General features: G+C 71.4%; 20 protein-coding genes. 14 read left to right on the plus strand and 6 right to left on the minus strand.

Annotated elements, in window-relative coordinates:
* Positions 1–2: 2 nt before the first annotated feature.
* Positions 3–1,763, minus strand: coding sequence for a pyrroloquinoline quinone-dependent dehydrogenase (locus MKK82_RS17495; protein WP_243986345.1), 1,761 nt, complete (start codon positions 1,761–1,763; stop codon positions 3–5).
* A 65-nt stretch (positions 1,764–1,828) separates the two neighbouring features.
* A complete protein-coding gene (locus MKK82_RS17500; protein WP_238287303.1) occupies positions 1,829–2,356 on the minus strand; it encodes an ankyrin repeat domain-containing protein in 528 nt (175 codons plus the stop codon).
* 138 nt (positions 2,357–2,494) lie between these two features.
* Here MKK82_RS17500 and MKK82_RS17505 point away from each other — a divergent pair, with 138 nt between their 5' ends.
* Positions 2,495–2,713: a hypothetical protein gene (locus MKK82_RS17505; RefSeq protein WP_238287304.1), complete on the plus strand. Its 219-nt coding sequence runs from the start codon at positions 2,495–2,497 to the stop codon at positions 2,711–2,713.
* An 18-nt stretch (positions 2,714–2,731) separates the two neighbouring features.
* On the opposite strand, the gene uvrB is transcribed toward MKK82_RS17505, so the two are convergent.
* Positions 2,732–5,509 carry an excinuclease ABC subunit UvrB gene (uvrB, locus tag MKK82_RS17510; RefSeq protein ID WP_243986346.1) on the minus strand — a complete coding sequence of 926 codons (2,778 nt, stop codon included), beginning with the start codon at positions 5,507–5,509 and terminating at the stop codon, positions 2,732–2,734.
* Between the two features lie 294 nt (positions 5,510–5,803).
* Here uvrB and MKK82_RS17515 point away from each other — a divergent pair, with 294 nt between their 5' ends.
* The 7 genes from MKK82_RS17515 (at position 5,804) to MKK82_RS17545 (ending at position 11,652) form a co-directional block, all read left to right on the plus strand.
* Positions 5,804–6,421, plus strand: a complete 618-nt coding sequence (locus MKK82_RS17515; protein WP_238287307.1) for a hypothetical protein — start codon at positions 5,804–5,806, stop codon at positions 6,419–6,421.
* Positions 6,408–6,797: a transcriptional regulator gene (locus MKK82_RS17520; protein ID WP_238287308.1), complete on the plus strand. Its 390-nt coding sequence runs from the start codon at positions 6,408–6,410 to the stop codon at positions 6,795–6,797. Before MKK82_RS17515 ends, MKK82_RS17520 begins: the two co-directional genes overlap by 14 nt.
* 77 nt (positions 6,798–6,874) lie before the next feature.
* Positions 6,875–7,600 carry a di-trans,poly-cis-decaprenylcistransferase gene (locus MKK82_RS17525; RefSeq protein WP_238287309.1) on the plus strand — a complete coding sequence of 242 codons (726 nt, stop codon included), beginning with the start codon at positions 6,875–6,877 and terminating at the stop codon, positions 7,598–7,600.
* A 43-nt stretch (positions 7,601–7,643) separates the two neighbouring features.
* Entirely contained in the window at positions 7,644–8,885 is a 1,242-nt protein-coding gene (coaBC, locus tag MKK82_RS17530; protein ID WP_243986347.1) for a bifunctional phosphopantothenoylcysteine decarboxylase/phosphopantothenate--cysteine ligase CoaBC, read from the plus strand.
* Positions 8,886–9,211: 326 nt separating this feature from the next.
* Positions 9,212–9,628, plus strand: a complete 417-nt coding sequence (locus MKK82_RS17535) for an FKBP-type peptidyl-prolyl cis-trans isomerase (protein ID WP_238287311.1) — start codon at positions 9,212–9,214, stop codon at positions 9,626–9,628.
* Between the two features lie 34 nt (positions 9,629–9,662).
* Positions 9,663–11,033 carry a Wadjet anti-phage system protein JetA family protein gene (locus MKK82_RS17540; RefSeq protein WP_243986348.1) on the plus strand — a complete coding sequence of 457 codons (1,371 nt, stop codon included), beginning with the start codon at positions 9,663–9,665 and terminating at the stop codon, positions 11,031–11,033.
* Positions 11,026–11,652 (plus strand): DUF4194 domain-containing protein, encoded by a 627-nt coding sequence (locus tag MKK82_RS17545; RefSeq protein ID WP_238287314.1) that lies wholly within the window; start codon positions 11,026–11,028, stop codon positions 11,650–11,652. Before MKK82_RS17540 ends, MKK82_RS17545 begins: the two co-directional genes overlap by 8 nt.
* Before the next feature lie 16 nt (positions 11,653–11,668).
* Here the strand turns inward: MKK82_RS17545 and MKK82_RS17550 are convergent, their stop codons facing one another.
* A complete protein-coding gene (locus MKK82_RS17550) occupies positions 11,669–13,339 on the minus strand; it encodes a methyl-accepting chemotaxis protein (RefSeq protein WP_243986349.1) in 1,671 nt (556 codons plus the stop codon).
* A 187-nt stretch (positions 13,340–13,526) separates the two neighbouring features.
* Here MKK82_RS17550 and MKK82_RS17555 point away from each other — a divergent pair, with 187 nt between their 5' ends.
* Entirely contained in the window at positions 13,527–16,964 is a 3,438-nt protein-coding gene (locus MKK82_RS17555) for an SbcC/MukB-like Walker B domain-containing protein (protein ID WP_243986350.1), read from the plus strand.
* A 251-nt stretch (positions 16,965–17,215) separates the two neighbouring features.
* Here the strand turns inward: MKK82_RS17555 and MKK82_RS17560 are convergent, their stop codons facing one another.
* Complete coding sequence (locus MKK82_RS17560) at positions 17,216–17,431, minus strand: hypothetical protein (protein WP_238287319.1); 216 nt, start codon at positions 17,429–17,431, stop codon at positions 17,216–17,218.
* Between the two features lie 404 nt (positions 17,432–17,835).
* Here MKK82_RS17560 and MKK82_RS17565 point away from each other — a divergent pair, with 404 nt between their 5' ends.
* From MKK82_RS17565 to MKK82_RS17575, 3 genes are read left to right on the plus strand one after another with little or no spacing between them, the layout of a single operon-like run.
* Positions 17,836–18,966, plus strand: coding sequence for a S1C family serine protease (locus tag MKK82_RS17565; protein ID WP_238287320.1), 1,131 nt, complete (start codon positions 17,836–17,838; stop codon positions 18,964–18,966).
* Positions 18,963–19,214, plus strand: a complete 252-nt coding sequence (locus tag MKK82_RS17570; protein WP_238287321.1) for a hypothetical protein — start codon at positions 18,963–18,965, stop codon at positions 19,212–19,214. The genes MKK82_RS17565 and MKK82_RS17570 overlap by 4 nt, the downstream gene beginning before the upstream one ends.
* 3 nt (positions 19,215–19,217) lie before the next feature.
* A complete protein-coding gene (locus MKK82_RS17575; protein ID WP_238287322.1) occupies positions 19,218–20,003 on the plus strand; it encodes a DnaJ domain-containing protein in 786 nt (261 codons plus the stop codon).
* 111 nt (positions 20,004–20,114) lie between these two features.
* Here the strand turns inward: MKK82_RS17575 and MKK82_RS17580 are convergent, their stop codons facing one another.
* Positions 20,115–21,584: a D-alanyl-D-alanine carboxypeptidase gene (locus MKK82_RS17580; protein ID WP_238287323.1), complete on the minus strand. Its 1,470-nt coding sequence runs from the start codon at positions 21,582–21,584 to the stop codon at positions 20,115–20,117.
* A 550-nt stretch (positions 21,585–22,134) separates the two neighbouring features.
* Here MKK82_RS17580 and clpS point away from each other — a divergent pair.
* Positions 22,135–22,521: an ATP-dependent Clp protease adapter ClpS gene (gene clpS / locus MKK82_RS17585; protein WP_238287388.1), complete on the plus strand. Its 387-nt coding sequence runs from the start codon at positions 22,135–22,137 to the stop codon at positions 22,519–22,521.
* Positions 22,522–22,558: 37 nt separating this feature from the next.
* Positions 22,559–25,048 carry an ATP-dependent Clp protease ATP-binding subunit ClpA gene (gene clpA, locus MKK82_RS17590; protein WP_243986352.1) on the plus strand — a complete coding sequence of 830 codons (2,490 nt, stop codon included), beginning with the start codon at positions 22,559–22,561 and terminating at the stop codon, positions 25,046–25,048.
* The last annotated feature ends 55 nt before the right edge of the window (positions 25,049–25,103 follow it).

Genomic DNA, 25,103 nt, shown 5'->3' on the forward strand with positions numbered 1-25,103 from the left:
CCTCAATCGGGCAGCGCGAAGACGAGCAGCGCGTCGCCGGTCCCGAACCCGGCGGCCTTCGTGAACGACGCGCCGCCGGCCGCCACCGCCACGTACTGCCTGCCGTCCAGCGCGTAGGTCATGGCCGGCCCGCTGATCCCTGCCCCGCACTGGAAGCGCCAGAGCACCCGCCCGTCGCGGGAATCGTGGGCGTCGAGATGGCCGTCCTCCTCCCCGGAGAAGACCAGCCCGCCGGCGGTCGCCAGCGTTCCCCCCGAGAGACGGCTTGCCGCGCGGACCGACCATGCGATCTTGCCGCCGTCGGCGAGGTCGACCGCGGTCAGGGTGCTGAAGGACGGTTCGCCCCTGGCCTCGCCGGTCTCGGTGTAGCGGATCTCCGGTCGCCCGGCGGCGGCCGGCACCGTCTTCACCGTGTAGGTCGTCGCCCCGTGGCGGACCTGCAGGTACGCGCGCCGTCCATCGTAGGCGGTGGGCGGCCATGAGACCGCCCCGAGGGGACCGGGCGCCACCACGGTGCCCTGCGGGGTCGGCGGGGCGAACAGGTTCTTCTGGTCGATGAGCGATGCCGAGCGCGCGATCAGCTTCCCGGTGGCGCGGTCGTGGACGTAGATCCAGCCCGTCTTGCTCGCGGAGGCCACCGCCTTCACGCCGCCGGGCATGTCGAGCAGGAAGGGCGGCGCGGCGACGTCGTAGCCCCACTCGTCGTGCGGCACCTGCTGGTAGTACCAGCGGAGCGCACCGGTCTTCACGTCGAGGGCGACGAGGCACATCGTGTACAGGTTGTCGCCCGGCCGGGACAGGCCGAAGTTCTGCGGCGCCGGGTTGCCTGTCCCCAGGAAGATCAGACCGAGGTCGGCATCGTAGGCCGGCGTCATCCAGAGCGAACCGCCCCCGACGCGCCAAGCGTCGCGGTTGGCTGGCGCCGCTGCCTTCTCGGCGGCGATGTCGCGGTGGAGCGGCGTGCCGTCGGCGGTCGTCCCGACGAAGCCGCCCTCCCAGCCCTCCGGCGGGGTCACGTACCAGCGCCACCGCTCCTCGCCGGTTTTCGCGTCGTAGGCGGCGAGCCAGCCACGCCGCCCGTAGCCGCCCTCGATGCCGACCACCGACCCGCCGTCGAGGCCGCCGGCCTCGTCCTCGACGTGGAGGCCGTAGCCCGCACCGGTCACGCCGACGATCACCAGCCCGTCGGCGACCAGCGGCGGCATCTTGAACCCGAGGCGGCTCGAACCCTGCACCGGCTTGCCGCCGAGCGTCGCCGCCAGCCCCGACGCCGTCTCGCTCTCGCCCTCCTCCGGGCGCACCGCCTCCTTGTCCCAGACCGTCCGGCCCGTCTTGGCGTCGAGCGCGATCAGCCGCCCGTCCATGGTCGCCTCGAAGACGAGTCCACCGGACACGGCGAGCCCACGGTTGGAGGGCGGCCCGAAGATCTTCTCCGTGCGTGGCCTGTGCGTGTAGGTCCAGAGGGGCTCACCGGTCTTCGCGTCGAGGGCCGCGACGTTGTTCTGGGTCGTGGAGACGTAGAGGGTGCCGTCCACCATCACCGGCTGCGCCTGGAAGTAGCCGGTGATCCCGGTCTGGAAGATCCAGGCGGGCCGCAGCCGGGCGACGCTGTCGCGGTCGATCTGGGTCAGATCGGAGAAGTTGCGGTTGCTCGGGTCATGCCCGAAGGCGGGCCAGGGCGTCTCGGCGGCGAATCCCGATGTGGCGCCGACCACCGCGGCGGCGCCGACGAGGATGGTTCCCGACCATTTCTGCAAAGCCATTCTCCGTTCAGGGCCAGCTGTCGTGCGCATCGGATCGTGCCTCGCGGCGAGGCCGAGAGCCGGCTCTAACGCCGCGCCGCGCGGTCGAGCTGATCGGGCGTCGCCTGGGCGCCCATGGCCCGTGCCATGTCGGCCGCCGTCTGGCCGGAGGCGTCGCGGCGGTCCGGGTCAGCGCCGTGCTGGAGGAGCAGGTCGACCATCTCGGTCCGGTCGAACATGGCCGCCGTCATCAGGGCGGTTCGCGTGCCGTCGCCGGTCCCGTCCACCGCCGCCCCGTGCTGGAGCAGCAGCCGCGCGATCGCCAGATCGTTCTTGAACGCCGCGCCGGCCAGCGGCGTCTGGCCGCGATCGTTGGCCAGTTCCGGGTCGCCGCCCGCCTCCAGAACGACCCGGGCCGCTTCCTCCTGACCGTTATAGGCGGCCAGCATCAGCAGGCTGTCACCATTGTCGTTGCGCAGGTTCGCCGGCAACCCCTGCCCGAACAGGTCGGCGAGTTCCCCGGCATGGCCCATCCGCGCGTACTGGAAGACGCGGGCCGCGAAGGCCAGGGTATCGTCGTCGAGGGTCGGGGGGGTGTTCGTCTCTGAGGCCATCGTGCGCTCGCCACTCGCCGGGGCTGATCGGGGCCGGTGCGGCATTCGCGTTCGGCCTCGCCGGGAACAGTTTTACCGCGACGCTCGTTCCAGCCGCCAACCTGGCCCACAATGGCCCGGCGCCTCCGGAGCGCGACGATGCCCCGTCCATTCGAACCTTTTGCCGACGCGCTGCGCACCGCGCGCGAGATCGTCCGCGAGCGGGGCGGCGCCCTCGCGGCGGCGGCCGGCCAGTCCGATCATCGCGCCTACGACGAAGCCTGCGACGCCCTCGTGGTCCGGATCGCGCAGGCGATCGTCGACGCGAGCGAGGCCGCGACGAGCCGCCATCTGGGCCGGGACAACGCGGCCGCGTGAGGTCCCGGCGGTCGCCGGTCAGCTCCGCCGCCTGCCGCCCCCGCCCTTGTATTTCGGTTTCTGCCCGCCGAGCCCCTGCGTCGAGCGCGGCTTGGGGCGCTCCTGCCAGACCGGCGCGCTGCCGACGGGCAGCTCGCGGTCCGTGCCGGGACCCATATTGTCGAGGTCGGGCTTGGCGATCCGGCTGCCGCCCGCCCCGCGCGGCGGCTTCCGGCCGAACTTGCCGGCCTCGCGCTCCACGTCGCCCTGCCGCGCCATCGGGTCGTCGGAGACCAGCAGCTCGGTGGCCTGGAGTCGCTTCAGCTCGTCGCGCAGCCGCGCCGCCTCCTCGAAGTCGAGGTCCGCAGCGGCCGCGCGCATGCGCTTCTCGAGGTCCGCCATCACGGCCTTGAGGTTGTGGCCGACGGTGATCGCGTCCTTGGCCAACCCGGTATCGACCTGGACGTGGTCGCGCTCGAACACGCTGCTGAGGATGTCGGCGATGCCGCGCTTCACGCTCTGCGGCGTGATCCCGTGCTCCTCGTTGTAGGCGAGCTGCTTGGTGCGGCGCCGCTCGGTCTCGGCCATCGCCCGCTCCATCGAGCCGGTGATGGAGTCCGCGTACAGGATGCAGCGCGCGTCGGCGTTGCGGGCGGCGCGGCCGATGGTCTGGATCAGCGAGGTCTCAGAGCGGAGAAAACCCTCCTTGTCGGCGTCGAGGATCGCCACCAGGGCGCATTCCGGGATGTCGAGGCCCTCGCGCAGCAGGTTGATGCCGATCAGCACGTCGAAGGCGCCGAGGCGGAGGTCGCGGATGATCTCGATCCGCTCCAGCGTGTCGATGTCGGAGTGCATGTAGCGCACCCGCACGCTGTTCTCGTGCAGGTATTCGGTGAGGTCCTCGGCCATGCGCTTGGTCAGCGTGGTCACGAGCGTCCGGTAGCCCGCCTGGGCCACCTCCCGGACTTCGCCGAGGAGATCGTCCACCTGGCTGCGGGCCGGGCGGATCTCGATCACCGGATCGACAAGGCCCGTCGGGCGAATGACCTGTTCGGCGAAGACGCCGCCGGTCTGCTCCATCTCCCACTTTCCCGGCGTGGCCGAGACGTGGACGGTCATCGGCCGCATCGCATCCCATTCCTCGAAGCGGAGCGGGCGGTTGTCCAGGCAGGAGGGCAGCCGGAAGCCATATTCGGCGAGCGTCGCCTTCCGGCGGAAGTCGCCCCGGTACATGCCGCCGATCTGCGGCACCGTCACGTGGCTCTCGTCGGTGAAGACGAGCGCGTTGTCGGGCAGGTACTCAAACAGGGTCGGCGGCGGCTCTCCCGGCTTCCGGCCGGTGAGGTAGCGGGAATAGTTCTCGATGCCGTTGCAGGCGCCGGTGGCCTCGATCATCTCGATGTCGAAGGTGCAGCGCTGGTCGATGCGCTGCGCCTCGATGAGGCGGCCCATCTTGGTCAACTCCTCGATCCGGCCGTTCAGCTCGTTCTTGATGCCCTTGATCGCCTGCTGCAGCGTCGGGCGCGGCGTGACGTAGTGCGAGTTGGCGTAGACCTTCACGAACTTGAGCTCGGAGATGGTCTTGCCGGTGAGCGGATCGAATTCGACGATGCTCTCGACCTCGTCGCCGAACAGCCCGATCCGCCAGCCGCGGTCCTCCAGGTGGGCCGGCCACAGCTCGATGGAATCGCCCCGCACCCGGAAGGTGCCGCGGGCGAAATCCGACTGGATCCGCTTGTACTGCAGGGCCACGAGGTCGGCGATCAGCTGGCGCTGCTCGATGCGCTCGCCCAGCGACACCGTGAACGACATCGCCGTGTAGGTCTCGACCGAGCCGATGCCGTAGATGCACGAGACGGAGGCGACGATGATCACGTCGTCGCGCTCCAGGAGCGCCCGGGTGGCGGCGTGGCGCATCCGGTCGATCTGCTCGTTGATCGACGATTCCTTCTCGATGAACGTGTCGGAGCGCGGGACGTAGGCCTCGGGCTGGTAATAATCGTAGTAGGAGACGAAATACTCGACGGCGTTTTCGGGGAAGAAGGTCTTGAACTCCCCGTAGAGCTGCGCGGCCAGCGTCTTATTGGGCGCGAGGATGAGGGCCGGACGCTGCGTCTCCTCGATGATCTTGGCCATCGTGAAGGTCTTGCCCGAGCCGGTGACGCCGAGCAGCACCTGATCGCGCTCCAGGGCCTGGACGCCGCCGACCAGCTCGGCGATCGCCCGGGGCTGGTCGCCGGCCGGCGTGAACTCGGATTTCAGCGTGAACCGGACGCCGCCCTCGGATTTCTGCGGCCGCTCCGGCCGATGCGGCACCCAGGTCTTGCCGTCCTTGAACAGCGGGTTGCCCTCGATGAGCAGGCGCTCCAGCGCCGTCACCGTCGCCGAGGCGCCGCCGTCGCCGCCCGGATCCGGCAGGTCGGCGCCCTCGGGCGCCGGACCGTCCTCGGGCGGCGTCAGGCCGAGCGCCTGGGCGAGGCGCGGATCAACATCGGCCGCGTCGCCGAGGGCGTACCCGGCCTGCGGGGCCTCGGCGAAGCCGTCGCGGGCGATCTCGGCCCGGCGCGTGGCGGCCTTGCCGCTGGCGCTCTTGCCGCTGCCGCTCTTGCCGCTGCCGCTCTTGCCAGCCCCGCCCTTGGGCTTGCCAGGCCGCGCCGGCGCCTCAGGGGGCGGTTCGATCGGCGCCGGCCGGTTGCGGTTGAGCGCCGGGTTCAGCAACTCGGCGAGATAAGTGTCGAGCGGTTTCAATTCCGGCTTCGACGCCTTGGCGGAGGAGGCCGTGACGGAAGCGGCACGCGATTTCTTCGGAGCGGGCATGGAGACAATATGGGCCTGTCGCGGCCCGCGAGAAACCCTGCCGCGCCGGGGAGTTTTGCCGCTCCCGCCCACCCGTCCGCCCGCCCCGGTCCGGCGGTGCGCCACTGCGGCTGCGCGCGCGGCATGAGGCCCGCAATACATCCCCTTTCCAGAGTTCGTCCTGTCGCGGACTGGACTCGCTCGGCCGATGGCCGGAAAACCCGCCGTCATGACGGACGCGAATCGGCTTGCGACGATCCGGTCGGCCCGTTACTTTGCAGTGCAAAGCGCGATGAAGCCCGGGGCATGAGGGCCATGCAGGACCTGGACAGGGCATTGGCCGACATCGTCGCGATCCGTTCCCAGATCGCGCGCGGCACGGCGTTCCGTGGGGTCGGCGCAGCCACCCTCGCCGGGACCGGCGGCCTCGCGCTCGCCTGCGCGGTGGGGCAGGCCCTGTGGCTCGGCGACCCGATGGCGCGGCCGGGCCTGTTCTTCGGCCTCTGGATCGCCGCGGCCCTCGCGGCCTTCCTGATGATCGGCATCGAGGCGGTCCGGCGCAGCCGCCGCCTGCATTCCGGCCTCGCCGACGCGATGGTGTGGAACGCCATCGAGGTGTTCCTGCCGGCCGCGGGCGCGGGGGCCTGTCTCGCCCTGGTCATCGCCCGGTTCGCCCCGGGCGAGGTCTGGATGCTGCCGGGCCTGTGGCAAGTGCTGGTCGGTCTCGGCCTGTTCGCCTCGGCGCGCATCCTGCCCCGGGCGGTACAGGCGATCGGCGCCTGGTATCTGCTCGCCGGCCTCGTCGTCCTGGCGGTCTCGGCGGGGACGCATGCCCTGTCGCCCTGGACGATGGGCCTGCCCTTCCTGGTCGGCCAAGTGTGGCTGGCGGCGATCATCCACCACGGCGCGCGATCCTGCGATGACGACCACTGACCGGGACGACGGGCGGTTTTCCTACGAGGGGCTGGACCGGATCATCCACGAGCGGGCGCGGCTGAGCGTGCTGACCTCGCTCGTGGCCCATCCGAAGGGCCTGTCCTTCCCGGACCTCAAGCGCCTCTGCGGATTGACCGACGGCAACCTCAGCCGCCACCTCGCCGTTCTCAGTGAGGCTGATCTCGTGAGCCTGGAGAAAGGCTTCGCGCACAACCGGCCGCAGACGGTGTGCCGGCTGACCGCGATCGGGCGCCAGCGGTTCATCGGCTACCTGGGCGTGCTCGAACAGGTGGTGCGGGACGCCGCAACGGCCGCGGACCGCGGCGCGGAAAGCGGGCGTCGCGGCCTCGATCCGGCCGCGAAACCGGCGTGAGACCGCCGGATCCGGCCGGGATTGTTAATGTTGACCCGATAAACCTCAGTGATACGCCCATGCCGGGAGACTTTTCGATGCAGAGCGAAGCGGAGCCCAAGGGCCTGCACGCCGCGATCATCATGGACGGCAACGGGCGTTGGGCGACGCAGCGCGGCCTGCCGCGGCTCGCCGGCCATCACCGCGGCGTCGAGGCGATCCGTCGCACCGCCGAGGCCTGCCCGGATCACGGCATCGGCACGCTCACGCTCTACGCCTTCTCGGCGGATAACTGGCAGCGCCCGGTGGAGGAGGTCGGCGGCCTGATGCGCCTCCTGCGCTCCTACCTGCGCAACGAGACCCAGAGGCTCGCCCGGACGGGAACGCGGCTCAGCGTCGTGGGCCGCCGCGACCGGTTGCCGGACGGCATCCCCGAGGCCATCCTGGCGGCGGAGGCGGCGACCGCGTCCGGCACCCGCCTGCACCTGCGGATCTGCGTGGACTACTCGGCCCGCGACGCGATCATCGCGGCGGCGCAGACGCTTCACGGCGCGGACGCGGTGACGCGCGAGAGCTTCGGCGCGCTCCTGGCCGGCCCGATGCACGGGTCGCCGGTCGAGGTGGACCTGCTGATCCGCACCGGCGGCGAGCGGCGCCTGTCGGACTTCATGCTGTGGGAAGCGGCCTACGCGGAGCTGCATTTCACCGAGCGGATGTGGCCGGATTTCGGCCCCGACGACCTGGCCGAGGCCGTGGCCGAGTTCGCCCGCCGCGAGCGCCGCTTCGGCGGTCTGAAGACGTCCGCGGTTCCTGCCGCCGCGTGAGCGCGCTTGACGGGTCCGGCCCGACGCGCAGAGGGTCCCCGGCATGATCGAGACCCTCGCGCAACGCCGTGTCCTCCTCGTCATCGGCGGCGGGATCGCGGCCTACAAGGCCCTCGACCTGATCCGGCGCCTGCGCGAGCGCGGCGCGAGCGTCTGCCCCCTGCTGACCGAGGGCGCGCAGGAATTCGTGACACCGCTGGCCGCCGCCGCGCTGGCCGGGGAGCGCGCCCATACCGACCTGTTCGATCGGGCCTCCGAGGCCGAGATCGGCCACATCAAACTAGCCCGTCAGGCGGATGCCGTGGTGGTGGCGCCCGCCACCGCCAACCTGATGGCCCGCATGGCCGGCGGCCACGCCGCTGACCTCGCGACGACGGTCCTGCTGGCCACGACCCTGCCGATCCTGATCGCGCCGGCCATGAACGTGCAGATGTGGGCCCATCCCGCCACGCGCCGCAACCGCGCGACCCTGGAGGGCGACGGCGTGCGGATCGTCGGCCCCAATGCCGGCAGGATGGCGGAGGCGGAGAGCGGCCCGGGCCGCATGGCCGAGCCCAACGAGATCGCCGACGCCCTGGAGCGGCTGCTGGGCGGGCGCTCCGGTGAGCAGGTGCTGGCGGGCCGCCGCGTGCTCGTGACCTCCGGACCGACCCACGAGCCGATCGATCCGGTCCGCTACATCGCCAACCGTTCGTCCGGCCGCCAGGGCCACGCGATCGCGGCCGCCGCCGCGCGGGCGGGCGCCGCCGTGACCCTCGTGTCCGGGCCGGTGGGGATCCCCGATCCGCCGGGCGTCGGCGTCGTCCGGGTCGAGAGCGCCCGGGAGATGCTGGCGGCCGTCGAGGCGGCACTCCCGGCCGACATCGCCGTCTTCGCCGCCGCGGTGGCCGATTGGCGCCCGGAGCGGGAGGCGGGCGCGAAGAAGATCAAGAAGGACGGCGCCGGTCCTGCGCCGATGCCGCTGGTGGAGAATCCCGACATCCTCGCCACGGTCGCCCGGATGCCGACGGGTCGCCCACCCCTCGTGGTCGGCTTCGCCGCCGAGACCGAGGCGGTCCTCGACCACGCGCGAGCCAAGATCGCCCGCAAGGGCTGTGACCTGATCGTGGCGAACGACGTGTCGGCCGAGGGCGGCGTCATGGGGGGTATCGACAACGCCGTTCACCTGATCGGCCGGGACGGCTCAGTCGAGTCCTGGCCGCGCCTCGGCAAGGACGAGGTCGCCCGCCGACTGATGGCGCACTTCGCCGGAATGCTCGCCGGGCGATACCGGCCCGAGACCTGACGCGGTTGAGGTCCGTCGGCGTCGCGCGGCCCGAAGGATCCGGACGCGCCAGCGCGAAGCGTCCCTGCCGGTCGATCTGTGCCGCCGCGCGGCGCCCGTGGGGCTCGGTCCCGACGCACCTGCGCCCGGTGCCGGACCTGCGCGCCATCGCTCAGGTTGAGGAACGCCGGCTCGCCCCTCCCGCGGGCTACCCGGAAGGGGCATGATCGCGGTGGCGATGAGGGGCATGGAGCCTGGCGCCGCCCTGTCGCTGGCCTGGACCGGCGCGAGCCGGTAGAAGGCCTGCCGACGGCCGGCGCGGACGGCGCCGGTCCCAGGGAGAAACCATGCCTCGCCTGTCCCTCATCACCGGAGCCGCGTTGATCGCCATGACCACAGCTGCCACTGCCGAGATCGTGACCCTGCCCTCGGGCCTTCGGTACCAGGACGAAGTCGTCGGGACGGGGCCGGAGCCGAAGGCCGGCCAGCAGGTCACCGTCCAGTACACGGGCTGGCTCGACGAGGGCGGCAAGAAGGGCAAGAAGTTCGACTCCTCCCGCGACCGCAACCAGCCCTTCTCCTTCCCGCTCGGGGCCGGACAGGTCATCAAGGGCTGGGACGAGGGCGTCGCCACGATGAAGACCGGGGGCAAGCGCACCCTGATCATCCCGCCACAGCTCGGCTACGGCGCCCGGGGGGCCGGCGGCGTGATCCCGCCGAACGCCACGCTGATCTTCGACGTCGAACTCCTCGGCGCGAAGTAACGGTCGGGCTGCGCGACGGCGAGAGGCTGGAACCATGCTGTTCGCGCAGCTGCCCGACGAGCTGTTCAAGCCGCTGGCCGCGTCGAGCCGCGGCTTCAACGCCGCCCTGCTCCTGCACCTGCACCGGCGCGTCCTCGGCGCGGAACCGGTCCGCAAGGCCGAACTACTCGCTGAGATCGGCGACTTCGCTGCCGGCTGGAGCGATCCGGAGGTCGGCGGCGACGAGCCGATCTCCGCCGACCCGGCCGAGCGCCGGGCGGCGCTCTACCGGCGCCTGCTCGAGACCGGCTGGCTGATCGAGCGCCGGGAGCGCTACGTGCCGGTGGTGGAATTCGACCCCGAGGCCCGCCTGCTCCTGGAGGAGCTGTCGCGGCTGGAGCGCGGCGAGACGCGCTCCTATGGCGGCGCCGTGCTGGAGGTCCTGGGGGGGCTGGAGAGCGCCCTGTCGGATCCTGGAAGTCGCTCGGAGGCCTTGTCGAACGCCGCTCGGGCCGCCGCCGCCTTCCTCTCCCACGTGCGCGGGCTCGCCGCCGGGATGCGCAAGGTCGAGGAGCGGATCCTGCGCGAGCCGGATCGGGCCAAGACCTTCCGGCTGTTCTTCGAGGAGTTCGTCGAGCGCCACCTGATCAGCGACTACCGGACGCTGCACACCCGCTTCAATCCGTTCCGCTTCCGCGCCAGCGTGGTCCGCGAGGCCGGCCGGGCGCTGCGCGACGCCCTCACGATCCGGGCCTTGGCCGAGGGGCTGATCCGGGAGGGGCGCAGCCCCGACCTCGACACGGCTCAGCGGGCGATCCGCTCGGATCTGGCGCAGATCCTCGCGGTGTTCGAGGGCCTCGACAACCATCTCGACGCGGTCGACGCCGTCGTGGCCCGCCTGGAGCGGCGGATCGGCGCGGCCCTCCACGTCATGGATCGGCCGGACCCCAGCGGCGTCGAGCGCGCCGCCGCGATGCTGCGGGCCATCGGCCTGTCGGAGATCGCGCCGACGGTGGCGCCCGATGTCGCGCTGCTGCGTCCACCGATCGGCCCCGCGCACCTTCAGGCGCCGCGGGCGCGCAAGAGCGCGATCGACGTCGAGCCCCTGCCCGATCTGGAGGACGATCCGGTGGTGGATGCCTTCGCGGCCGCCAAGGCGGAATTCCGCCGCCGCACGACCGTGACGCCCGAGAGCATGACCGCCTTCGTGGAGGCCCGGCTCGGCCGGGCGCTGACGCTGCGCGGCTCGCAGATCGCGATCACGGACGTCGACGATTTCATTGTGTTCCAGCGTCTGCGCGAGATCGACGTGCTGTTCGACGCCCGGCTCGGCGAGCGCTTCACCGTCGCGCGCCTGAACGGGCGCGTGACCAACGGCTGGCTCGACTGCCCGGATTTCGTGCTGGAGCGGCGGCGCGGTGCTTGAGGGTTTCCGCGCCATCATCGACGGCGACGAGCTTCCGCCGCCCGGCGCCCGGGCCCCGGACGCCGAGGAGCTGACCCGCGCCCTTCAGGTCCTGCTGAAGGGACAGGTGATCTACGCCGACACCCCGGGCATCGGCCGCTCCTACGAACTGGCGCGGCACTACGCGCCGTTCTTCACCGATTACTTCGCGTGCCTCGGCTACGCGCTCACGGTGACCCATCGCGACCAGATGGTGTCCCTCAGTCCGGCCGCGGACGCGCCGCGCCACGACATCGCCTCCGAGCGCCTGCGCAAGGACGAGACCCTGGTGCTCCTGGCGCTCCGGCTGCTCTACGAGGAAGGCCTGCGCGATCACCGGGCCGGCACGGACGGGATCGTCGAGTGCACCACCGACGAGATCGTCGAGAAGATCCGCACCGTGGCCCGCAACGAGCCGCCCGAGGAGGGCCGGCTCGCCGACATCCTGCGCCTCTACGCCCGGCGCGGCGGCCTGCGGCTGGGCGAGCGCGACCGGGTCGAGAGGGTCACGCCGCTCTCGCTCCTGCCGGGGCTGGCGGTGCTGGCCTCCGACGCGTGGCTGGAACGCCTGCGGGCCTGGACTGAGGCCGCGGAGGGATGAAACCGGCCGGCCGCGATCAGGCCGCCCGAACCGTCGCCAGGAAGCGCGCGACCTCGGAACCGAGCTGCGCCGCCTGACGCGACATCTCGGAGGTGGAGGCCAGGACCTGCGCGGCGGCCGCGCCGGTCTCTCCGGCGGCGCCGGCGACCCCGCTGACGTTGGCTGTGACCGATGCCGTACCGATCGCCGCCGCAGCGACGTTGCGGACGATCTCCTGCGTGGCCGCGCCCTGCTGCTCCACGGCGGCGGCGACCGCGGCCGCCAAGTCGCTGATCTCGCCGATACGGGCCGCGATACCCGCGATGGCCTGCACGGCCAGCCCGGTCGAACCCTGGATCTGCGCGATCTGAACCGTGATCCGCGTGGTGGCCCCAGCGGTCTGGTCCGCGAGGGCCTTCACCTCCGCGGCCACGACCGCGAAGCCGCGGCCCGCCTCGCCCGCGCGGGCGGCCTCGATGGTCGCATTGAGGGCGAGCAGGTTCGTCTGGCCGGCGATGGCCGCGATCGTGTCGATGACCTGTCCGACCCGGCGCGCGGCCGCGGAGAGATCCTGGACGAGGTGGGCCGTCGTGGCCGCCTCGCCGACCGCGGCCCTCGCCAGATCCGTGGAGGCGCCGACCCGACGGCCGATCTCGCCGATCGACGCGCCCAGTTCCTCGGCCGCCGCCGCCACGGTCGCGACGTTCGCGGAAGCCTCCTCGGCGCCGACGGCGGCGCTGGTCGACCGTCCCGCCGTCTGCGTCGCCGTCGCGCTCAGCCGCTCGGCAGTCGAGCGCAGATGCACGGTCGCGTCCGCGAAGGAGCCCGTGATTCCGCCGATGGCGGTCTCGAAGCGGTCGGCGAGATGCCGGGCCGCCTCCCGGCGCTGCGCCTCCGCGTCGGCGCGGGCCTGCGCGGCCTCCGCCTCCAGGGCGCGGGCACGCAACAGGTTCTGCTTGAAGACGTGGACGGCGGCCGACATGGCGCCGATCTCGTCCCGCCGACGCATCGACGGCAGCCGGCATGCCGTGTCCCCGGCGGCCACGCTGCGCATCGCCGCCGTCATCTGCGTCAGAGGCCGCGACACGCCCAGGAACGCGTACAGCATCGCGGCCGACGCGATGAACAGCGCGCCGATGAGGATGATCAGCGTCCACCGGAGGGCGCTCGCCTGGCTCTCCCGCGCCGCGCGGCCGGCTTGGTCGACGCGCCGGACGTGGAGGTCTGCCAGCGCGTGTGCCGCCGCCAGGGCCGCGGCGTAGCGCGTGTTCATTGCGCCCCGATAATAGGCCATGGCCTGCTCGCGCTGATCCACCGAGAACGCGCTCAGCCGGTCCCAGTCGTAGCGCTGCAGCTTCAGCTTCGCCCTCAGATCGTCGTAGAGGGCCTGCTCGTCGGGCGTGGCGACCAGGGCGCGGTAGGCGTCCACCTGTCTGCCGCGCAGCGCGATGAGCTCGTCGAACTCCTTCCGGCTCGCGGCGCGCTCCGATTCGGTGTCCGCCGTCGCGAACCGGACCGGCAGCAAGCGCCCGCGAACCACCAGCGCCTCGATCCCCTGAGCGGCATTCATGGATGGAAGGGCCGCGCCGAGCAGTTGTTCAAGGCGAAGATCGATGGACTTCAAATTGTAGGACGCGACGCCGCCCTGAAAGATCGCGGCCAATAACAGCATGAAAATGAGGGCGCTCAGCTTGTTGCTCAGTTTCATGCGCCGCGACTCTTCCGGGTTTGTCATTTGACTTGCATGATGCATGGCACCGCCAGGCTGACAAGGCGGTTTGTCGCGACCGGCGATTGCGCCCGTCTCCAGGGCGTGGCTTGCGCTTGCATACGCGGGCGAACCCGGCCAACAGGTCCGCCCATGTCCTCAGGAGCGGCCTAGCCCCACCCGCATCGTGTACGTTCTCACCGATATCGCCATCTCGAACTGGTACCTGATCCGCCGCGAGCAGATCCGGCTGCGCGGCGCCGCGGCCCTCGTCGGGCCGACGGGCGCCGGGAAGTCCACGATCTTCGACGCGGTCGGCACGGTGCTAGCCGGCAACAACGCCAGCCGTCTCGCGCTCAACGCCTCGGCCTCCGGGCGCAGCGCCCGCACGGTGCGCGATTATTGCCTCGGCTGGATTAGCGACCCGGCCGAGGGCGGACGCCCGACCCGGGAATCCTGCGAGACGGTGCTGGCCCTGGTCTTCGAGAACGCCGCATCGGGCCGGGTGGTCACGGTCGGCCTCGCGCTCGCGGCCCGGGCGGTCGAGCCGAAGGAGACGGTGCTGTCACGCTTCATCGCGGTCGGGCACCGGTTCGAGATCGCCGATTACGCCCGGACGGCCCCGGGGGGCAGCTTCACGGCCCCGTGGAGCGAGATCGCCCTCGACCTGCGCGCCAAGGCGGCAAGCTTCACCGAGTACCGCACCTCCGGCGAGCGCTTCACGGCCGACGTGCTGGCGACCCTGCGCGAGGGGGCGCCGGCGCCGGAGCCCCGCCACTTCCTGCGCAGCTTCGCCAACGCGGTGGCGTTCAAGCCGATCTTCGACACCAGCGCGTTCGTCCGCGCCTTCGTGCTCGATCCCGAGCCGCTGGACGTCGAGCGCGTGCGGCACTCGATCGCCAACTGGCGCCGCCTCCTGGAGACCATCGCAGAGCTGGAGAGCCGGCTGGCGCGCCTGCGCCGCCTGCGCGATCGCTACGACGCCTGGAGCGACGCGGTGCTCGACGCCGCGATCCACGAACTGCGCGCGGCGGGTGCCGATCTGCGCCGCCGCAGCCTCGACCTCGTCGCCGTCCGGGCGCGCCTGCGCGAGGGGACCGACACCCTGCGCATCGCCCGGGAGCGCGTCGCCGCGAGCCGCGGTCACGTGCGGGAGATCGACGGCGAGATCGCGGAGAAGAAGGCGCTCGCCGCCGCCAGCGCCGCGGAAGGGCGGCTCGCCGCCTCGACGCTGGGCCTCTCGATGCTGGACCGCGACCGCAAGGACCTGGTCGCCCGGACCGCCGACCTCGTCAGCCTCATCGGCCAGATGGGCAAGCTTCAGCCGGTCACGCCGATCCTGCGGCAGAGCTGCCCGCCGGCGGCCCGCCTCGCCGAGGCCTGCCTCCGTGCCGGGCTGCGGCGGGAAGCGCCGCCCGAGGAAATCCTGCGCCCGGAGGGGCCCCTGGCCGAATTGGTCGAGGGGCTGGGACGACTTCCCGAGTTCGACGAGGCGCTGGAGCGTGCCGCCGAGGACGCCGCTTTGAAGGCCCGCGCCCAGGAGAGCGAGGCCGAGCGCACCGCGCCGCGCACCGGCGCCGGTCCGACGGCGCGCCTGTCATCGGATACGGTGGCGTTCCGGGGCGAGCTGGCGCGCCGCGGCATCGAGGCAGTGCCGGTCTGCGAACTGGCCGAGATCGTGGATCCGGCCTGGGGGCCGGCCCTCGAGGGGCTGCTGGGGCGCGCCCGCGAGGCGCTGGTGGTGCCGCCCGACCGGCTGCACGAGGCGCTCGGCGTCCTGCAATACGGGCGCGACCGGTTTCACCGCTGCATCCTGGTCAAGACCACCGACACCGCCAAGCAGCGGGCACGCCGCTACGACGACGGGCCGCTCACGGTCATCGAGACGGCCGATCCGCACGCGGAAGCGTTCCTCGGCGTGCGGCTCGGGGGCTACGACCTCGCCCGCGACGATGCCGAACTCGCGCGCCTCGCCCGGGCGGTCGCGCCGAGCGGGCGCACCACCGCCGGCATGGCCTACTCGGTCACGCGCAGCGTCGATCTGCTGATGACCCGCGGCCACCGCGGGCCCACCGTCGACAGCCGCCGCGCCCACGAGATCGCGGTCGCCGAGGCGCGGCGCCTGCGGGGCGAGGCGGCGGTGCTGCGCGAGGCTGCCCGCACCGCCTCGGCGATCCGCGCCCGCATCGCGCGGGGCCTCGAAGACGTCGAGACGCTGCGGGCCGAGCTCGACGGCCTCGACGGACGGCGGCGCACCCTCCAGACGGAGCGCGCCGATATCGAGAAGCGCGACACCGCCGGGCTCGCTGCCGAGATCGCGGCGCTCACGGCGGAGCGGGGCGGCTACCTGCGGGAGCTGTCGGAGGAGCTTGAGCCGAAGCTCGACCGGCTGCTCGCCGACGAGGCGGCTCTGCGCGCCCGGCTGGTCACCATGCGCGAGGCTGCCCGCGCCGCGCTCTCGGGCCGTCGCGCGGCCCTGCGCCAGCTCATGAGTGGCGATGCCGCCAAGGTCCGCCTCGCGCGCTCGGAGCCGTTCCACCCGACGGTGATCGCGGAGGCGCGGACCGCCCTGGCGGGCCTCGATGCCAAGGCTGCCGGCTCACGGACGACGTCCGAGCGCGGCCTCGCGCGGGAGGCCGCGGAGGCCGCCCGCTCCCATGGGCGCGTGGCCGAGCGGGAACTGGCCGAGGCCTGCGCGGCGTGGCGGGTGGAGAATCCGCTTCACGCGGGCGACGCCCCGGCGATCGACGGGTTCGCCTGGGTCCGGCGGGAATACGAGGCCGTGGAGGGCCACGAGCTGCGGCGCTACCGGGCCCAGGCGGAGCGGGCCGTGATCGAGATGCGCCGCCTCATGACCGAGGATCTGCTGACGCGCCTCGCGGACCGGTTCGAACGGGTCCATGCCCGGCTGGAGGCGCTGAACGAGCGGCTCTCCGCCCGCAGCTTCACGGGCCAGATCTACGCCTTCGAGGCCGCGGTGGACCGCCGCTACGCCGCTGTCCACGCCCTCGCCACGGAGACGGCCCGCTCCCCGGAGGCCGCCCAGGCACTCCTCGCCGGCGAGGCCGAGGGTCCCATGGCGGCGGCGCTGGAGGAGATCACCGCGCTCATCGCGGGCGACGAGGAGGCGGGGCGCCTCGCGGATTACCGCAACTACTTCGTCTACGAGATCGGCATGCGCGACCGGGCGGGCAATCGCACCACCATGTCGGCGCGCGCCCTGCGCGGTTCCGGCGGGGAAGCGCAGGCGCCGTTCTACGTGGCGATCGCCGCGTCGCTGGCGAGCGCGTATTATCCGGGCGACCGGCCGGGGGACGAGCACCCGGGCCTGGGCCTGTGCCTGCTCGACGAAGCCTTCTCGAAGCTCGACGTGCGCAACAGCCAGGCGCTGGTCGATCTCTACAGGGCCTGGGGCCTGCAATTGCTGATCGCCGCGCCCGAGGACAAGCGCACCACGCTGACCGAGGTGATGGACACCATCGTGACGGTCTACAAGAGCCCCGATCTCAGCTCCGTCCGGATCGAGGCCGAGCATCCGCTGGAGGCGGCCCGACGTGCGCTGCACGCGATCAACCCCGATCAGGTCGGGATCGAGGGATACCGGCAGTCAGACGCGGCGGAGTGAGACCCGGCGAAATCGGTGCCCTACCGATGAGGCGTCGCCGGTGCGAAGCGCCACGGGCGGGCCCGGACTCCGGAACCGCCGTCAGTGCGGAACCCGGATACGTCGGCGCATCCGGATCCCGCGCGGCGCGGCCTCGGGACGACTTGGGCCTCCCTGCGGGCTGAGTTCCGCCACGGGCGCCGTGCGGCGGTCCCAGCCGGCCGATCGCGCACCGCCGTCCCCGGTATCCCCGATCTTCGACCGGGACGCTGTCAGTTCAGGTAGGTGCGGATCCAGTTCGGGGAGAGGATCTCGCCCTCCTCCGTGATGATCCAGGGCTGCTTGGCCGGGTCGGCCAGGGCGCCGGCGGCGGCCGCGATCGCCTCGCGCAGGGTGCCGTAGCGCTCGGGCTGCGCCAGTGGGGTGCTCGCCGGGGCCGTGCGCCAGATCGTCAGATCGGCCGGCCGTTCCAGAGCTTCGGTTTCCATGGGTACTCGTCCTTCCGAACCGTTTGGGACCGTTCAGATCGCCGCCGCCGAACGCAACCGGAGGGCGGCGGAGATGGTGGTTCTGAGCGTCAATGCAAGCATCTCTGCGGCATCTTTGCGGTCAATGTGGGCGGCTTCAGAAACCAGCCTTCAGCGCCTGGGCACCATAACAGGCCTGGTACGATGTTCCGTGTCCGTAAAGAGCGCTTAGATCCTACCGTGAACTTGCGAGAATTGTGGCTCCCGAATGATGACCATTCCGTTAGCCAGTCTGCGCCGCTCGCCGCCGTGCGCCAGGACACGTCTCGGGCACGCCGGCGACGGCGCCTCTCCGTGTTGACGCTCCGATCCTGAACGCGCACTTAAGGCTCCTGCCCGCGATGGGCTCGGGATCGGAGACATTCGTGCCGGATCGTACCGTGCGCATCGTGGTCGCCGCGGTTCTGGTCCTGCTGGCGCTCTACGTCGCCCAGCCCTACCTGCAGCCGCTGCTCTACTCGGCCGACGCGCCGCGGGCAGTGACGGCTCGCGGCGATCTGGCGCAATCCGAGACGGCCACGATCGCCCTGTTCGAGCAGGCGAGCCCGTCGGTCGTTCACGTCTTCGCGCAGGCCGCGGCGCAGAACCGCGACCTGCTCGACCTCGACGAAGGCAGCGGCGAGCAGAGCGGAACGCAGACGGGGACCGGCTTCGTCTGGGACGGCGCCGGCCACGTGGTCACCAACACCCACGTGGTCCAGAACGCGGCGCAGAGCGGCGGCTCCGTCTCGGTCCGGATGAGCGACGGCACCGTTGTCCCGGCAACCCTGGTCGGGATGGCGCCGTCCTACGACCTCGCGGTCCTCCGGCTCGGGCGGGTCACACGGATGCCCCCGCCGCTGGCGATCGGGACCTCGGCGGACCTCAAGGTCGGACAATCAACATTCGCGATCGGCAACCCGTTCGGCCTCGACCACACTTTGACCACGGGGGTGATCAGCGCCGTGCGGCGGCGAATGCCGACCAGCGAGGGGCGGGAACTCTCCGGCGTCATCCAGACGGACGCGGCGATCAATCCGGGCAATTCCGGCGGGCCGCTGCTCGATTCCGCGGGCCGGCTGATCGGAGTCAACACCGCCATCGTCTCGCCCTCGGGTGCCAGTGCCGGCATCGGGTTCGCCATCCCCGTCGACGTGGTGAACCGGGTGGTGCCGGAACTGATCCGGGTGGGCCGTGTGCGCAATCCCGGCATCGGGATCATCGCAGCGCAGGAGGCGGCCACGGCGCGCCTCGGGATCGACGGCGTGGTGATCGTGCGGGTCCTTCCGGGCACCCCGGCCGCCCAGGCGGGCCTGCGCGGCGTCGATCTGCAGACCGGCGATATCGGCGACGTGATCGTCGAGGCCAACGGGCGCCCGGTCCACAGGCTCGCCGACCTCACGGCGGCCATGGAAGAGGCGGGCCTCGGCACCTCTGTCACGCTGAAGGTCGAGCGCGGCGGGCGGGTGCGGCAGGTCCGGATCACCACAACGGACGTCGCGGAGAACCGCCGATGAAGGTCTGGCCGCTCGTCGCGCTCCTCTGCGCCGTCACGGGGGGCATCGCACCGGCTGCGGAACGGCCGCTGCGGTCCCGCCTCTGCCCGGACGATCTGCCCGAGGGCGTACGCCTGCCGCCGCCACCCGGTTGCGAGGCCGGATCCGACCAGGCGAAGCCGCGCCGGAGCGGGGTCTACGACCTCGGCTACGGGACGACGGTGCAGATCGGCGGCCGGGTCACGGCCGCGTCCGGCGCGCGGCGCTGAACGATGGTGCTGTTCGCCGGCCTGCTCGCCTGCCTGACCCTGTGGTGGTGGTCGAAGAACAGCGGGGGACTCGGCCGCCGGTTGAAACGCGCCGTCGGCCGAGGCATCGGCGCGGCGCTGGGCACGAGGACGGGTACGGGGCTGGGCCCGGCGCGATGGCCGGCCTTCGGCGCCTTCGCACTGCTGGCCGCCGGCTTCCTCCTGCTCCGCGGCAACTTCGTCCTCGCCGCGCTTCTCGGTCTCGGGGGCGTCTGGATGATCGAGGGGCCGGCGGCGATGACCGCGCGCCTGCGCGGCCTCGTCACGCAGCCGTTCGGCCAACGGCGACGCGAGCGTCAGGAGCGCCGCGTCCGGACAGCGCTCCTCGAGGCCATGCTGCATCCCGACGGCAGCCTGCATACGGGCCGGGTCGTCGCGGGCCCGGCCGCGGGCGCTTGGCTCGACGCCATGCCCGTCGACGCGGTGATCGAGCTGCTGCGGCACTGCCGCCTGCGCGATGCCGCGGGCGTCGCGCTGCTAGAGCCGTATCTCGACCGCCGGGCGCCCGGATGGCGTGTAGACGCTGAGCGCGATCGAGACCCGGGGCCGCGCCGCGCGCCGAATCCAGGGGCGATGTCGCAGGAGGAGGCGTACCAGATCCTGGGGCTTCAGCGCGGGGCGACCGCTGAGGAGATCCGGGCGACCCACCGGTCTCTCATGAAGCGCGCCCACCCCGACCAGGGGGGGAGCGCCGAACGGGCGGCGCGCGTCAACGCGGCCCGGGACAGGCTTCTGAACCGACATCGCTAAACTCCACGCGCGTTGTCAGGGATCTACGGATCAACAGAGTCTCGGCCGCGGGCGGACATGCCGCGGCATCACCGGTCCGACGCGCACCTGCGTCGCGGAATTGTGTGGCGCTCAGCTCCGGGTCGCGAAGCAGCTGAAGCCGCTGCGCTTGAGGGCCGAGCAGGCCTCCTGAGCGGAATCCTGCTCCGCGAAACCCGAGAAGCGGGCCCGGAACAGGGTCGTTCCACCATGCTCGACCTTCACCGTGTAGGGGGCCGCCTTGGAGAGGCTGCTGCCGACTTTGGCGCGCGCCTCCGAGAGCATCGAGCGCGCCTTGCCCTCGTCGTCCATGGCGCCGAGCTGAATCACCCAGGCGGTGGGCACGACGCGGGCACCGGAGACCGCCTTCGGCGGCTCGTCGCGCTCGACCGACGCCACGCGGGCGGTCGACTTGCTCGCGCCCGGGAAGGGCGCCTGGGCGCCGCCCGTGCCGGCATAGGCCTGCGCGGCCTTCGGCAGGCCCTGCGGGCCGGGCTTCCAGACGCCGCCCGGGGTCGTGGTGGCCCTGGGCGCGAGGTCGAGGGGCTCGCCGGTGGTGCCGGTGGTCTCGACATCCTCATCGTCGGCCGAGGCGACCTGCGTGCGGGTCCGCGAGACCGCGTCGGCGACCACGGCGGGCCGTGCACGCTCGGCGACCTCGGTGACCGCCGGGGACGTCCGGGCGCCGGCATAGGCCCGCGGCAGGCTTGAGCGGACGAGGTCGGCCATGATCCGGTCGCGGCTCGCGCCGGATTTGCCGCCGAGGACGATCGCCACGATCTGGCGGCCCTCGGACTTCGCCGCGGTCATCAGGTTGAAGCCGGAATCCCGGGTGTAGCCGGTCTTGATCCCGTCGACGCCCTGGACGTTGCCCAGCAGGTGGTTGTGATTGCCGATCACCCGGCCGCGGAACGCGAAGGATCGCGTCTGGAAGTAGCGGTAATAGTGCGGGAACCGGTCCTGGATCGCGCGGGCCAGCACGGTCAGGTCGCGGGCTGTGGTGATCTGATCCGGGTCGGGCAGGCCGGAGGCGTTCGCGTAATGGGTCCGGCTCATGCCGAGGGCGCGCGCCTTGGCGGTCATCATCTCGGCGAAACGCTCCTCGGAGCCCGCGATGTTCTCGCCGATGGCGCAGGCCACGTCGTTCGCCGACTTCGTGACGATCGCCTTGATGGCGTCCTCGACCGAGATCGTCTGCCCCGGCCGGATCCCGAGCTTCGAGGGAGCCTGTGCGGCCGCGTGCGCCGAGATGGTTAGGTCCGAGTCGAGGGCGAACTTGCCGCGCTCCATCTGCTCGAACAGCATGTAGAGCGTCATGACCTTGGTGATCGAGGCCGGGTGGCGCAGGGCGTCCTCGTTGATCGCGTGCAGGGTCTTCCCGCTCTTCACATCCACCACCATGGCGGCGTAGGGCGGGTTGTAGCCGCCGCTGGCGCGCACGTGATGGTGATGCCGCCCGCGCCTCGCTTCGGCCGGCGCGGCCAGGGCCGTCAGGACCGCCGCGGCCGCCAGGGCGGCCGGCAGCGCGGGTATCGTCCGGGAGCGGCCTACTACGCTACGCATCACGCCTGATTGCCTCGCGAGACCGGTGCTGGCCGGTCGTGTCCCCTGCGTGGCCCCGCGCCGATTGCGTGGCCCCGCTGCATCATCGGAGAGTTAGGCAAGTGCAGTTACAGGCCCGTTAATGCCGGCGTTTTGAATACCGGATCATGCTGGCCTGAACGCGACTTGCCGGGCGCCGGGGCTGCGGAAGGCCGCTGAGGCCCGCGCCGTCCGTACCCGCGCCTGCGGAGCCAGGGTGACGCGTGACGACCCGGGGCGACCTGTGCCACGACGGGGCGACCGGGTCGGATCCTGGCCGCGATCCCCGCGCCCATCCGGCGGCCGCGCGGGGGCCGGCCGCCGGATGGGCGCGGCGGCCCTGCACCGGGGACAAGCTGTGCGGGGCGGACAAGTGCGCACAGGCGTCTGGCGAAGTCGGCTCACCGTCTGTAGATTACCGGCGGTGGAGCTGAGCGCTGCCCCCGGCAGGGCCCGGACAAGAACGCCCGCCAGGGCCGGCGACGCCCGCTCCAATCGAGGGATCGGTTCGACGCACATGACACAGGTCCCCATGCAGGGCACCGCGAGTTCGACGAGGAGTCTTCGGCCGGCGCGGACCGCGATCACGGCGTCCGGGTCGCGCACGCCGGGCGGCGACGACCGGTCCAACACCGCGATCATCACCCGCACGAAAACGCGGACGAAGCGGCCGAGCCTCTACCGGGTTCTCCTCCTGAACGACGACTACACGCCGATGGAGTTCGTGGTGCTGGTGGTCGAGCGGTTCTTCAACAAGAGCCACGAGGACGCCTACCAGATCATGATGCACGTGCATCAGAACGGGGTCGGCGAGTGCGGGGTCTTCACCTACGAGGTGGCGGAGACCAAGGTGACGCAGGTCATGGACTTCGCACGCAAACACCAACATCCTCTCCAGTGCGTTATGGAAAAGAAATAGGCGCCGCTCGCGGTAGGCACCCACACAGAGGCCAGCTTTGCCAAGCTTCTCACGCAGCCTAGAACAAGCCCTCCACCGCGCCCTGGCGCTCGCGGGAGAGCGCCGGCACGAATACGCGACGCTGGAGCATCTCCTGCTCGCCCTCGTAGACGACCAGGACGCGGCCGCGGTCATGCGCGCCTGCAACGTCGAGATCGACACGCTCAAGCGCAGCCTCGTCGACTACGTGGACACGGAACTCTCCAACCTCACCGGGGACGGCAGGCAGGACGCCAAGCCCACGGCCGGGTTCCAGCGCGTGATCCAGCGCGCGGTGATCCACGTCCAGTCCTCGGGCCGCGAGGAGGTGACGGGAGCCAACGTGCTGGTGGCGATCTTCGCCGAGCGCGAGAGCCACGCCGCCTACTTCCTGCAGGAGCAGGACATGACCCGCTACGACGCGGTCAACTACATCAGCCACGGCATCGCCAAGCGGCCCGGTGCGTCGGAGTCGAAGCCGGTGCGCGGCGCCGAGGACGAGGGCGCGTCCGAGCGTCCGAGCGACGAGGGCGATCCCCGCGGCGGCGCCAAGAAGAAGGGCGACGCCCTGGACGCCTATTGCGTCAACCTCAACAAGAAGGCCCGCGACGGCAAGATCGACCCGCTGATCGGCCGCGAGAGCGAGGTCCAGCGGACGATCCAGGTCCTCTGCCGCCGGCAGAAGAACAACCCCCTGCTGGTCGGCGACCCCGGTGTCGGTAAGACCGCCATCGCCGAGGGGCTGGCGCGCAAGATCATCCAGCACGAGGTGCCGGAGGTCCTGGCCGACGCGACGGTCTTCTCCCTCGACATGGGCACGCTGCTCGCCGGCACCCGCTACCGGGGCGACTTCGAGGAGCGCCTCAAGCAGGTGATGAAGGAGATCGAGGCGCACCCGAACGCCATCATGTTCATCGACGAGATCCACACGGTGATCGGCGCCGGTGCGACCTCGGGCGGGGCCATGGACGCGTCGAACCTGCTCAAGCCGGCGCTCGCCTCGGGCACGCTGCGCTGCATCGGCTCGACCACCTACAAGGAGTACCGCCAGTATTTCGAGAAGGACCGCGCCCTGGTGCGCCGGTTCCAGAAGATCGACGTCAACGAGCCGTCGATCCCCGACACGATCGAGATCGTGAAGGGCCTGCGCCCGTACTTCGAGGAGTTCCACAAGCTCAAGTACACGACCGAGGCCGTGAAGGCCGCGGTGGAGCTGTCGGCCCGCTACATCAACGACCGCAAGCTGCCCGACAAGGCGATCGACGTGATCGACGAGACCGGCGCCTCGCAGATGCTGGTGCCGGAGGCGCGCCGCAAGCGCACCATCGGCATCAAGGAGATCGAGGCGACCATCGCCACGATGGCCCGGATCCCGCCGAAGACTGTCTCCAAGGACGACGCGGTGGTGCTCCAGCACCTGACCGAGAACCTGAAGCGCGTGGTCTACGGCCAGCCGAACGCCATCGAGGCCCTGACCTCGGCGATCAAGCTGGCGCGTGCCGGCCTGCGCGATCCGGACAAGCCGATCGGCTCGTACCTGTTCGCGGGTCCGACCGGCGTCGGCAAGACCGAGGCCGCCAAGCAGCTCGCATCGTCGCTCGGCGTCGAGATGCTGCGCTTCGACATGTCGGAGTACATGGAGCGCCACACGGTCAGCCGTCTGATCGGCGCACCACCCGGCTATGTCGGCTTCGATCAGGGCGGCCTGCTCACCGACGGCATCGATCAGCACCCGCACTGCGTGCTGCTGCTCGACGAGATCGAGAAGGCCCATCCCGACCTGTTCAACATCCTGTTGCAGGTGATGGACCACGGCAAGCTGACCGACCACAACGGCAAGCAGGTCGATTTCCGGAACGTCATCATCATCATGACGTCGAACGCGGGGGCCTCGGACCTCGCGAAGTCGGCCTACGGCTTCACCCAGAGCAAGCGGACGGGAGACGACGTGGAGGCGATCAACCGCCTGTTCGCGCCGGAATTCCGCAACCGACTCGACGCGATCATCTCGTTCGGCCACCTGCCGAAGGAAGTCGTGGCCAAGGTGGTCGACAAGTTCGTCCTGCAGCTTGAGGCACAGCTCGCCGACCGCAACGTCACCATCGAGCTCTCAGACGAGGCCCGGGAGTGGCTGGTTGAGCACGGCTACGACGACGCGATGGGTGCGCGCCCGATGGCCCGGCTGATCCAGTCGACCATCAAGACGCCGCTGGCCGACGAGGTGCTGTTCGGCAAGCTCAAGGATGGTGGTGCGGTCCGCGTGGTGGTGCGCAAGCCGGAGGACGGCGAGGCCAAGGCCGGTGCCAAGGACGGCCTGGGCTTCGACTTCCCGGCTGGTCCCGTCACGCCCAAGCCCGAGAAGGACGTGACCAACGCTACCAAGCGCCACAAGCGCGCCAAGCCCCGCACCGCGTCCCGAAAGAAGACACCGAAGGACAACAAGGGCGGCGGCGGCAGCTCGGGTGGCGGCGTCCGGACCGTGCCGAAGGTGCCACTGGTGCGCGCCTAATGGTGTGCAGGCTGGCCGGCGGCCTTCCAGGCTAGGAGCCGCCGGTCTATGACCG

Source organism: Methylobacterium sp. E-046 (assembly GCF_022829625.1).
Classification (GTDB): Bacteria; Pseudomonadota; Alphaproteobacteria; order Rhizobiales; family Beijerinckiaceae; genus Methylobacterium; species Methylobacterium longum.